The sequence below is a fragment of the Peribacillus sp. NPDC097895 genome (genome assembly GCF_050277555.1).
Taxonomy (GTDB): Bacteria; Bacillota; Bacilli; order Bacillales; family DSM-1321; genus Peribacillus.
Genome location: NZ_JBNNSH010000001.1, coordinates 1,961,073 through 1,972,890, shown reverse-complemented (window position 1 = coordinate 1,972,890; position 11,818 = coordinate 1,961,073). Strand labels below are relative to the sequence as shown.

The following is an 11,818-nucleotide window of genomic DNA, read 5'->3' as shown; positions in this document are numbered from 1 at the left end:
TAACTCCCCCTTTATTGATATTTGCGGTGCAACTGAGCAGCAATAATATTCTTCTGAATCTCAGACGTTCCTTCGTAAATTCTTGTAATTCGGGCATCACGGTAAAATCTTTCAATTGGGTATTCTGATATATAACCGATTCCCCCATGAATTTGTACAGCTTTATCTGCAACCCGATTATACGTTTCAGAACCTAATAATTTAACCATGGCTGCTTCTTTAATCACTTTCATATTTTGATCAACCATCCAGGCTATTCTGTAGGTCATAGACCGCAATGCTTCTATTTCCATTGCCATATCTGCCAAATAATGTTGAATAATTTGTTGCTCGAAAATCGGCTTTCCAAACTGGATTCTCATATGAGAAAAATCTAACGACATCTCGAGTAATTTATCACTTGATCCTAAGTTTCGCGCAGCCATTCCTGCACGTCCATTTGCCAGAATCTTTAATGCGTTTACATAGCCTTGGCCCTCTTCGCCTAAAATATTTTCAGCAGGAACTTCACAATCTTCTAAGAATATTTCGGATGAATGTGACCCGTGAAGGCCCATTTTTTTTTCAATGCTTCCAATTTGAAACCCTGGGAAATCCTTTTCAATTATAAAAGAAGTGATGCCTTTTGAGCCTTTTGAAGGGTCGGTCACCGCCATTACGGTAAAAATATCAGCAATAGGTGCGTTAGTAATATAATGCTTACTTCCATTCAGAATATATTTATCCCCTTTCTTTACGGCCGTTGTTTTCAGATTAGTAGCATGTGAGCCTGCACTTGGTTCTGTTAAGGCAAATGCACCAATTCTATCTCCGGTTGCCATGTCGGGTAAATATTTGCGTCTTTGTTCATCATTTCCCATATCAACAATGCCGACACCCCCAATGCCGGTATGCCCACCAATGACTGTTGTATATCCATTATGTGTTCTTCCCAATTCTTCAAGTGCAGCACACTTCCCTACCATATCGAGTCCCAGTCCGCCATATTCTTCCGGAATATGAAGCCCAAATAATCCCATTTTCTTTGATTTTTCCATAATACTTCCTGGAATTTCATTACTTTCTTCAATTAACATCGCCTGCGGATCTACTTCATTATCAATAAAGTTCCGAATTCCTTTTTTTAATAATTTTACATCCTCGGTTAGTTCGAAATTCATACCTTCACGCCCTCTCGATTATATTGCTAAAATCCCTGCCCAAACGCTGCTTTCACGTATTTAACAAGCTAATGCTTATAGTCGATACCAATCCCCTAAACTGTGATAAAGATACTCCATATTTCGGAGATGGATGTCTAAACCAACAAGATCAGCCATTTCCAGGGGATCTATTGGATGATTTAATCCAAGTTTAATCGCTATATCGATATCTTCAGCAAAATCACTTCATTAATCTTGTACTTCTTGATATATGATCGATCAACTACCGCTTGATTAACCTTTGCTGCTAGGTAGTCTACTGCACATCCTTTAAAGTAACACCCATTTTCCAATCGGCGCTCTGAACTGAATTGTCTATATATACCGGATTCATGATCTTCCTCCATAATGAAAAAACTTTTATCCTGGTTTAGCACCAATAAGCATAAATAGTATTGAAAATTCATGCGTGTTATCTGCCTGTCGAGGCTTTCTATTGATATTGATACAAGGCATTTTTGAAATGTTAATTGTAAAAAAGATCTATACCTCTAGAAAGCGATTAACACATCGCTAATCCACCATTAACGGAGAGCGTTTGTCCTGTAATATAATTTGCTTCCTCTGAAGTGAAAAACGCTACCGCATTTGCAAGATCACTTGGTTCTGCCAAACGCCTGAATGGTATTGCTTTTTCTAACGCTGAAACAATGCCCTCATTATACGAGCCAATTTCCTGAATCAATGGTGTATTACTTGGGCCTGGTGAAATACAATTGACATTTAATTTATGTCTCGCCATTTCTCTAGCTAATGTTTTTGTTAAAGCAATCACACCGCCTTTTGCGGCTGAATATACTCCTTCACCACTTGAACCGACTCTTCCTGAATCTGAAGCGATATTCACAACTTTCCCATAACCATTCTCAATCATGATCGGCAATATTTCTTTACAAGTATGAATTTGACCCATCAGATTAATGTCAATAATTGATTTCCATGTGCTTGGTTCGCTTTTTAAGAAAGGTTCAATCTTATCCCATCCTGCGTTATTCACTAAAATATCAATTCGTCCAAAACGATCAACGGATGCTTTGACTGCTTCTTGTACGCTTTCTAACTTCGTGACGTCGCAATATACAGCAAGTGCTTCCGCCCCTTCGTTTTCTAAAATAGAAACCGTTTCTTGAGCATTTTCAATATTGATGTCTGTAACGATTATTTTATTGGACTTTGAAGCTAATGTTATCGCGATCTCTTTTCCAATCCCTCTACCTGCACCGGTAATAAATGCTACTCGTTGACTCATCATTTTTCCTCCCGATTTATTCAAATTTGATTGTTTCTGTCGATAACTTGCTTAGATCTTTTCTTTTAACTTCTCGTCCATCATTTTCCGGAGATGGAATTTCTGAATTTTCCCACTCATCGTACGAGGGAAATCCTCGAAAATTTCGAGATGTTCTGGCCAATATTGTTTTGCGATCCCTTTTTCTGATAGGAATTCCTTCATAGTTTCCATTGTCAATAGCATTTTCCCTGGTTTCATGGTGATGCATGCACATGCTTTTTCTTGAAGACGCGGATCCGGAACGGCAACAATTTGGGCATCAGATATATCTGGATGCTCATACAGGACATTTTCGATATACATGACAGGAATATTTTCCCCGCCACGGATGATGATGTCTTTACTCCGTCCACAAATTCGGATATAACCATCTTCATCCATCGCAGCACGGTCACCTGTCATAAACCAACCCTCATGAAATTCCGAAAGGGTTTCCTGTAATCGTTTTAAGTAGCCAACAAACAAGGAAGGACCTCTAGCAAGCAAATCGCCTTCTTCATGTGGTTCACAAATTCCCCCTTTACTATCAACTACTTTTAACTCCATACCTGGAAAAGGAATACCATCCGTTTCAATCAGCTTTTCTTCTGGATCTTCAATTCTTGTCAAAGTGACCAAGCCATCTTCGGTTTGTCCCCAGCCAGACAAAATTTTAATGGACGTTTTTTCTGTCGCCTCTTTGACCAAATTTCTTGGTATTGGAGCTCCTAATGCAACAAAGATACGAAGTGAATCAATCTTGTATTGATCAAGATTCTTAAGTTGAACTGTATCTTGCAGGAATGGTGTCGCACCAGCTGTAAATGTAATATTCTCCTTTTCTATCAAATTAAGAAATTCACTTGGTTTCCAAATATCCTGGTAAACCCCTGTTCCACCAATATGTGTCGGCAACCTTACGCCATAACCGAATCCAGTTTGATGGGCAAATGTCGACGCCATGAACATGACATCATCAGATGTTAAGCGTAAGCGATCAATCCAATAATTCGTGGAAACACAGAGCGTATTATGTGTATGCAGCACTCCCTTTGGATTTCCAGTCGTTCCAGACGTAAAGATTATTTCCGTCACGTCATTTGGATCATGGGTGATTTTGTCCAGAATAACAGGATCTTTTCTCTCTTCCCACGGTTGATCAATCAATTCAGAAAACGGTTTCATTTCTTTTGGTACGTTATCCCCAACCACATAAACATGTTGCATACTTGGCCACTGATGTTTTAACCTTTCAATCATCGCCGGGTAATTAAACCCACGAAATTCACCTGGAACAACAATCATTTTCGACTCTGCCATTCCGACCGCGTAGCCAATTTCCCGGTCACGGTAAATCGGAATGAGAGGGTTGCTAATGGCACCAATTTTTGTTACCGCATAATGCAGAATAATGAACTCGCTCCAATTAGGCAGTTGGAACGAGATGACATCTCTTTTTTCTATACCAATTTCAAGCAAGCCTAATGCCACCCGATCCACAAGTTTACCAAGCTCCCTATACGTATAGCGGCTCTTTTTATCAATTATGGCCATTTTCTCTGGATGTTTTGTTATTGCATCATTTAAATAATCAATAATCGTTCTATTTGGCCAAATAGATTGATATTTTTCGATATACTCCTTACTCAAAATCGTTTCCAATTTCACAGCATCTAGCCCCCTTTTTATCTTCGGAACTTTTTAAAATCTACTGGTCTTTTTTCAAGAAAAGCATTTTTTCCTTCTTCTGATTCTGCTGTGTTATAAAACATGGCTAAACTACCCATCGATAACTGTGAAATCCCTTGGATGTTGGCACTATCAGCATTAAATGAGTATTTAAGCATTTTAAGTGCAGTCGGACTTTTTTCGAGAATTTTCCCAGCCCATTCTTCTGCTGCTTGCTGTAATTGTTCAGCAGGAACGATTTTATTTACTAGACCCATTTCTTTTGCTTCATGTGCCGTATATTGTTCACATAAATACCAGATCTCCCTTGCTTTCTTTTCCCCAACAACCCTTGCTAAATAGGCAGAACCAAATCCAGCATCATAGCTGCCTACTTTCGGTCCGCTTTGTCCAAACTTTGCTGATTCTGAAGCAATAGTCAAATCGCAAATTACATGCAAGACATGTCCACCGCCAATCGCAAATCCATTAACAGCAGCAATAACTGGCTTCGGTATATTGCGAATCGTTTGATGTAATGTTTCAATTTCTAAGCCCATTCCACCACCTAAACCTCCAGAATAATCGTATCCACCTTCATCTCCTTTTTCTTTTTGATCCCCACCGACACAAAATGCCTTTTCTCCTGCTCCAGTTAAGACAACCACACCAATTCGATTATCGTCCCATGCATCACGGAACGACCAAATTAACTCTTTAATCGTTCTTGCCCGAAATGCATTATAAACGTTCGGTCGATTGATCGTAATCTTTGCAATTCCATTGGTTTTTTTGTAGATAATATCTGTCAATTTGCCAATTCCATCTGTTTTTTCAGATATAGTATCTGTTTGTTTCATTTTGAATCCCTCCATTATTAAAGTAGTTTAAGAATAATTTTTCCTTTAATGACCTGTTCATTTATACAGCGAACCTTCTCCACGATCCGAATTTTTACAATAAATTCCATTTTTTACTTCAGCCCTTGTAAATTCCCTTTTTAGTCTTTGGAAGTTAGAATAGCAATCTATTGTTTTTATCAAAAAGGCGGCCCTAGATTAATAGGAACGGAATTCTTTTCCAATGATATCTTTTGCAATGACCATTTGATTAGCTTGTGCTGTTCCATCACCAATTTCTAGGCCAATTACATCACGCAACCGTTGCTCATGCGGCATCTCTTTCGTATAAGCATAATGTCCATTTAACAATAAACATTCATGAATTGCATCCGCACTATATTTTGGTCCTAACCATTTGACAGATGCTGATTCCTTTGAGTGATTTAACCCTTGATCACGAAGCCAGAGACCCCTATATGCCTGCCACTTTATTAGTTCTAATTGGGTAAAGTGCGTAACGATTGGAAATGATACCCCTTGGTAGGTTGCTAAAGGTTTGCCAAAAGAATGTCTCATTTTCACGTGTTCGATCGTCTCGTCTAGACTTTGGCTTGCAGCACCCACACATTGCAATCCGATTAACAACCGACTTAAATCAAACCCATTCATCACTTGAGAGAAACCTTTATTTTCCATGCCTATTAAGTTTTCTTCGGGTACTTTAACTTCATTTAAATAAACAGATCCCCTGCCTATTGGAATATTCCCCATATCCTCATATGCTTTACATTCAACACCGGGAAGATCTGCTGGAATGATAAATGCACTAATTCCTCTGTTCCCTAGTTCAGGATTTGTTTTTGCAAAGGTAAGAAATGCATCACCAACAGTCGCTACGCTAATTCCAGATTTTTCTCCATTCAGAACATACACGCCGTCTTTATGTACTGCTGTTGTCTTTATTCCTCCAGCATCTGTACCTGCCGATGGTTCAGTTATAGCAATACCAACAATTTTTTCGCCACTTGCAATTTTTGGAAGCCATTCTTGCTTAAGCTCTTCACGTGCATGATTATTGATAATTTCTCCAATTAATCCATTCAACATAACAGAATAGGTAAGGTTGAAATCACCTCTTCCAATTTCTTCGGCAGCTATTCCAGTTGTCACGCAATCTGCACCGGTTCCACCATACTCTTCCGGAATTCGAAGACCATTGACACCTATCTCACCCAGCTTCTTCCATAAATGCCTTGGCGTAATCCCCTCTCTGTCCCACTTTGTATAATTAGGAAGCAGCTCCTCCTTTGCAAATTCTTTTAGCATCTTTCGAAAATAATCCTGTTCTTCTGTAAATGAAAAGTTTAACAATATAATTCCTCCCTTCCCTTACTTTATTTATTGCAAGTATCGTGCCAACTTGTTCCCCTGGAAAAATAGCATTCCTTCCTCGTTCGAATTCGCAAAAGTGATATCGTTCGCAAATTTGCGAAGTATATTTGCGAAAAGATACCAACAAGCACCATATAGAAGGTAACGTGACACTTTCCACTCTTATTAATTTAGAACATTCAGACATTTACGGATGTTAAAGCAAACTATTTATGGTCATGACTACAATCACGAATACAAAAAGACTGTCCCATAAGACTCAAATCGATCACAAAAAATGAAAAGACCCGGCACGAAATCCTTTGATTTTACTGGATTTCATACCAGGTCCTTTCAGGAGAATGACTAAAGCATGTGAGTTTTTACCGTTTGGTAAACGTATTATTTTAGATTATATTTTGCAATTTTACGGTAAAGGCTAGCAAGATGTATTTTTAGTTTTTGTGCAGCCAAAGTTCGGTCTCCATTCGCTTCTTGTAATGCACGTTGAATTGCGTTGATTTCCGTGCACTTTACTTCCTCTTCTAAACTTTGAATGGGAGTCGGCGTTCTTTTTATTACATCTGAAGACACATTAGGTGAAATGTGTAAATCGTCTATCATGAGAGTATCTCCCAAGACCAAATTCATTCCGCGTTCAATATAGGCTTTTAATTCACGTACATTACCAGGCCAATCATAACTTAATAACCTCTCTTGTAGCTTAGAATCGATGAATTTTACGTGAACACCAAATTTCTCATTAAAATGTTCGATGAAAAAGTGGGCTAATGGAATAATATCCTCTTTTCTTTGCCGAAGTGATGGAATTTTCAAATCAAAGACGTATAATCGATAAAATAAATCTTGCCTGAACTTCCCTTCCTGAACAAGCGTTCTCAAATCCCGGTTTGTTGCGGCGATAATCCGAATATCGACATTTTTACTCCCTGTTCCACCGAGTCGTTCGACTTCTCTTTCCTGTAATACACGAAGAAGTTTTCCTTGGGCTTGGTATGGGAGTTCTGATATTTCATCCAGAAAAAGAGTACCATGCTGGGCCATCTCGATTTTCCCTGGTTTCCCTTCCTTTTTCGCACCACTGAACGCTCCTGGCTCATATCCGAAAACTTCCGATTCAAATAATTCATCCGGGATAGCAGCACAATTCACCGCCACAAAAGGATTATTTTTTCTCGTGCTTAATCCGTGTATCGCTTGAGCAAACAATTCCTTCCCTGTTCCGCTTTCTCCCGTCAATAAAACAGTAGAATTACTTGTTGCGATACGGGCTGCCAACTCTTTAATCTGCTCAATCGCCGAACCTTCGCCGATAATCTCTTCAAAACTATATCGATTCTGACCTGTTGACTTTTTCTTCCTTTTTAAGATATCTAGAGAATTCATAAACGAAACCATTTCATAATGATCAACATCTTCTTGACGGACAATCACCCGATAAATCTTATGTTCTTTCATTTTCATTACTCTAATTAAGCATGAATATCCAAAAACGACTCCAAATAATACCTTCGCATGCTTACGGTAATGGGTTCCTTGGATAACTTCCTTTGCATAAGCTCCTAACCAATCTTTTTTATCAATCAGAAAATTTTCACAAAAATCCGAACTAATATCGATCAATAATCCGCCCTCATCAACTTCAATAAAGCCCCAGTCTTCGGTTTGGTCTATCAGATTAAGTTTCTTCATTTTGATCACCTATCCATTTTCTCATTGGATAAAACAAAAATGACAACTTGTCCTTTGATTACTTCATTACCAGCCTGATTGTAACAGGTAACCTTTTGGGTAACCCAGTTCCTCTTCAAATTTAAATCAATAATCTCCAACTCCACAGTAATAACGTCTCCTACATACACCGGATGATAAAAAACCAATTCCTTTTGTAGCAAAATACAGGCACTTCCAGGGAGTTTTTCACTAATGACTTGAGTAATTAACCCTTCTGTCAACAAGCCAGGTACAATTGGTTGACTATAGTAACTTTTCCATATATCTTCATTCAGTCCGTATACTGGGCTATAGTCTCTAGTTAATTCCTTACAAAGTCTTACGTCCTGTTCAGTAAATGTTCGTTGCAAACGCGCAATTTGTCCTGTAAACAACTCCGTCATTGTATAACTCATGGTTCATACCCTCCCTTGTTTAATTATTCAGAATTTTTATTTAAAGGTATAAATGCTAGAATACACTCCCATGCAGAAAAAGACATACCGGGAGTCTTCGGCAAAGATCTATTCGATTTCATTTTATATCGAACTGTCCAATGCATCTTTCAGGGCACTTATATTAACGGCCTGCTTTCCCACGAACTATAATGATTCCGCACTTAAAGTCTAGTTCAAATGTAAATATTATGGGAGCGCATACATTTTTAGCTACCATACTTTGCTTGCTTGTCTGCCTGCAATTAAATATGTGTTCATTATTTGGTCTCCTCTATTTTAACTAATATAAACTTACACAAAGTCCATGAATCATGGTGATTTGCTGTCACCGAAATGACAAAATAATCACGACATTATTGATTGAATTTTGCGATAATTACTGACCGACTTCATGACTTCGTTCCGCAACCCATCGCAGTGTAAATAGATTAACTTATAATAGTGGTGGTGCTTATGCAAAGCTATAAAGCTAATATTGATGGACCTTTCATTGTATTTTATAACATCTTTAATATATCATATAACATACAATCAATACCTATCAAGACGCGGAGGGCTATATATATGGAAAAAAAAACTTTATCAATTCAAATTGGTCAACGATTACGTTTTTATCGCCAACAACGTAAATTATCCTTGGACGACCTTGCTGGACTGACTGGTGTTAGTAAACCTATGCTAGGGCAAATTGAACGAGGCAGCTCAAATCCAACTGTGGCTATACTGTGGAAAATAGCTGCTGGACTACAAATTCCGTTCGGTTCATTTCTTGTAAGAAATCCTTCTATTAAAATTCTTCGAGAAGAGGAGCAACCAAAGTTTCAAGAATATAACGATCTTTTTGAAGCTCATAATACATTTGCCTCACCAGGTGTTCCGTTTGAAACATATCGTATTCGCCTACTACCAGGTTGTACACATTTGTCCTCTCCTATTGAGGGACTAAAATCAATAACCGTACATTCTGGCACTTTAACCATAGAAATAGGCGGGGAAAGTTGCACCTTACAGAAAGGAGATGCCATCTCTTTCTCTCCTGATACTAATCAGGTATATCAAAATCTGGGTGATGAAGTGTGTGAATGTACTCAGGTAGTCTTTTATACCATCCACTGAAAAATAAATAGAGTAACTTATACGTACGTTGAAATAAATTTTGAGGATTGTGGGTGTAAACATATTATGAAGAGGAATATAATAGTATTTAGTTTTTACGAGAAATTATTAATGCAAGATCGCCTAACCCTTACTCCCACTTCCTTTGAGAAATAACCACAATTACTCAACAATAATAATGTTATGTAAACTAATTTTGTTGATAAAGAATCTAATCCAACTCTCTTTATCAAATTTTTGTTATCCAGCGAATCAATGAATATAAAAACTGGCACCATCAATGATCTCTATTTCTTTGTAAGCTTTCAGCTGATCCATCAATTGGAAAAGTGCCCCATCCTTTTGCTTCGCTTCAATCATGCAATCCAATTGCGGTAAGCTTCCTTTAATATGTTGTAAAAATTCCATGAACATACTTGGATCCACATAGTCAGCATGTGCTCGAAATTCTTTATCCGACCTTGGGCTTGAGATATGCATTTTAGGAGGTAGTTTGGAATTCCTCCAGGTATTTAATATTCGGTCCCAATGATCTTTCCATTCTTCGCTTGGTAACTGATGTGCTAAGTAATGGTGATAATCAAATACCATTGGTATCCCCAATTTCTCACATAAGTAAAGGGTTTCCGACAAAGTATAGGTCGTGTCATCATTCTCGAGAATCACCATTCTTTGAATCGGTTCAGGTATCAAGCCCCAATTATGGATAAATTGTTCTAAGGCCTGCACATGCTCGCCATAGCCTCCGCCAACATGCAGTACGCAGCGGTGCTCGGGATCCACCCCCATTTTTTGTAATAAAGTATGATGCATTTTTAACGTTTTTAATGATGTTTTCAATATATCGATATGAGAACTATTCAAAACGACAAAATGATCTGGGTGAAAATCTATTCTTATTTCTGTGTGATTGGAAATGAAGGTTTTTAATTTGTCCAGTTCTTCTGAAATTGGATCTATGTAATCCCATTCTGGAATTTCCGAATGATTGGCTAGAGGAATGAGTTTGGATGAAAGCCTAAAAAACTGAATATTATTGGCTTCGTTATGAATCAGTAACCGCCAACAATTATGCAGATTGGAAATGGAAATACGTTCGAGTTTTCTTATTGCTGCATCTCTGTCTTTAATTTTTGAAAACTGAGCAAATGTCATCGTTTGGGATGGGGAACAGTTTGGTACATGAGTACTCATGGCTACATAACCAAGGCGGATTAATGTCAAAGTGATATCTCCTTTATGGTTTAATGTTTAATGGAAGCATTCCCTATTTTAACCAATATTATATGTGTGAAAGAATCCTTCACTCCAAGAAATGAAGAAATGGCATTTCCCGAATGAATATCGGTCAAAAGCCATTTTCCTAATTATCATTTTCACGCTAGTCTTTCATTTCTTTTTTTGTCCTTACACTCCAGGGGTTGGTGTTGGTTTGGCATATCCACTTTTATATTTTTCATCGACTTTATTCCGGATATCTTTGATACTCATACCGTCATTCAAGTCCAATATGGATTGTGCAGCTATTTCTAAGCAAACCCCGCATTTCGTCCCGTGGTCATCCCAAACCACTTCCCCATTTTTTTTATTTTCATGGATGAAACAATCGTAATTGTTTTTATGGTTAGCTGACTCCCCGCAACCGCAGTAACATGGTATTTTTTCCAGTAAATCTTTGTTTTGAGCAACAGCTAAATAGATTGTCTTCATATCTTCTGGTTTTTCGGCTAAGAAATCCGGTGCTATTTCCTTACTGCTGGTCTCCTCTTGAAGATCTCCGGATACTGTATGTTCTGAATGTCCTTCATGACTGTTTTCGTTTTGAACAACACTTTCCTTTTCACTTGAACAACCTGAAAGTATTAAAGAAGAGCAGATCCCCAAAGTCATGGTCATTAATTTAAGTTTCATTTATTCACTCCTTGATCCATTTGATACTCCCATTTTATGGCATGGAATGCATTTCTACAAGCATAAGGTTCCAACATAATAAGGATTGAAAATGGCAAGTATCAAGTATCCAGACCACATAACCTAATACGAATTCGTGCATATTTTTAAAGTATTAACCACACTTTAAGAAAAAAGAATGAGGTGATATTGTCATGAGAGCGCTACCATCATTGTTAATTTTGTTAGGCACGTATTTACTTATTA

The 11,818-nt window shown here is 37.9% G+C and carries 11 protein-coding genes and 1 pseudogene; 1 reads left to right on the top strand and 11 read right to left on the bottom strand.

What is annotated here, in order from left to right; all coding sequences use genetic code 11:
* Nucleotides 1-11: 11 nt before the first annotated feature.
* The 9 genes and pseudogenes from ACQKMH_RS09465 to ACQKMH_RS09425 all read right to left on the bottom strand — a co-directional run bounded on the left by ACQKMH_RS09465 (nt 12) and on the right by ACQKMH_RS09425 (nt 8,503).
* Nucleotides 12-1,160: an acyl-CoA dehydrogenase family protein gene (locus ACQKMH_RS09465; RefSeq protein WP_427587130.1), complete on the bottom strand. Its 1,149-nt coding sequence runs from the start codon at nt 1,158-1,160 to the stop codon at nt 12-14.
* 81 nt (nt 1,161-1,241) lie between these two features.
* Nucleotides 1,242-1,379, bottom strand: a pseudogene (locus tag ACQKMH_RS09460) (3-hydroxyacyl-CoA dehydrogenase family protein); the annotation flags it as partial.
* The gene (locus tag ACQKMH_RS09455; protein ID WP_427587129.1) at nt 1,361-1,609 is read right to left on the bottom strand and encodes a hypothetical protein; all 249 of its coding nucleotides are present in this window, start codon (nt 1,607-1,609) and stop codon (nt 1,361-1,363) included. The gene ACQKMH_RS09455 and the pseudogene ACQKMH_RS09460, both read right to left, overlap by 19 nt.
* A 95-nt stretch (nt 1,610-1,704) precedes the next feature.
* The gene (locus ACQKMH_RS09450; RefSeq protein ID WP_427587128.1) at nt 1,705-2,451 is read right to left on the bottom strand and encodes an SDR family NAD(P)-dependent oxidoreductase; all 747 of its coding nucleotides are present in this window, start codon (nt 2,449-2,451) and stop codon (nt 1,705-1,707) included.
* A 51-nt stretch (nt 2,452-2,502) separates the two neighbouring features.
* Nucleotides 2,503-4,140: an AMP-binding protein gene (locus ACQKMH_RS09445; protein WP_427587127.1), complete on the bottom strand. Its 1,638-nt coding sequence runs from the start codon at nt 4,138-4,140 to the stop codon at nt 2,503-2,505.
* 17 nt (nt 4,141-4,157) lie between these two features.
* Complete coding sequence (menB, locus tag ACQKMH_RS09440) at nt 4,158-5,000, bottom strand: 1,4-dihydroxy-2-naphthoyl-CoA synthase (protein ID WP_427587126.1); 843 nt, start codon at nt 4,998-5,000, stop codon at nt 4,158-4,160.
* A 198-nt stretch (nt 5,001-5,198) separates the two neighbouring features.
* The gene (locus ACQKMH_RS09435; protein WP_427587125.1) at nt 5,199-6,353 is read right to left on the bottom strand and encodes an acyl-CoA dehydrogenase family protein; all 1,155 of its coding nucleotides are present in this window, start codon (nt 6,351-6,353) and stop codon (nt 5,199-5,201) included.
* A 402-nt stretch (nt 6,354-6,755) separates the two neighbouring features.
* Nucleotides 6,756-8,066: a sigma-54 interaction domain-containing protein gene (locus ACQKMH_RS09430; RefSeq protein WP_427587124.1), complete on the bottom strand. Its 1,311-nt coding sequence runs from the start codon at nt 8,064-8,066 to the stop codon at nt 6,756-6,758.
* A 5-nt stretch (nt 8,067-8,071) separates the two neighbouring features.
* The gene (locus ACQKMH_RS09425; protein WP_427587122.1) at nt 8,072-8,503 is read right to left on the bottom strand and encodes a hypothetical protein; all 432 of its coding nucleotides are present in this window, start codon (nt 8,501-8,503) and stop codon (nt 8,072-8,074) included.
* A 606-nt stretch (nt 8,504-9,109) separates the two neighbouring features.
* Between ACQKMH_RS09425 and ACQKMH_RS09420 the strand changes: the two genes are divergently transcribed.
* Nucleotides 9,110-9,661: a helix-turn-helix domain-containing protein gene (locus ACQKMH_RS09420; RefSeq protein WP_427587121.1), complete on the top strand. Its 552-nt coding sequence runs from the start codon at nt 9,110-9,112 to the stop codon at nt 9,659-9,661.
* Nucleotides 9,662-9,913: 252 nt separating this feature from the next.
* Here ACQKMH_RS09420 and uvsE read toward each other — a convergent pair whose 3' ends face one another.
* Nucleotides 9,914-10,885: a UV DNA damage repair endonuclease UvsE gene (uvsE, locus tag ACQKMH_RS09415; protein ID WP_427587120.1), complete on the bottom strand. Its 972-nt coding sequence runs from the start codon at nt 10,883-10,885 to the stop codon at nt 9,914-9,916.
* 183 nt (nt 10,886-11,068) lie between these two features.
* The gene (locus ACQKMH_RS09410) at nt 11,069-11,572 is read right to left on the bottom strand and encodes a PCYCGC motif-containing (lipo)protein (protein WP_427587119.1); all 504 of its coding nucleotides are present in this window, start codon (nt 11,570-11,572) and stop codon (nt 11,069-11,071) included.
* Nucleotides 11,573-11,818: the final 246 nt, after the last annotated feature.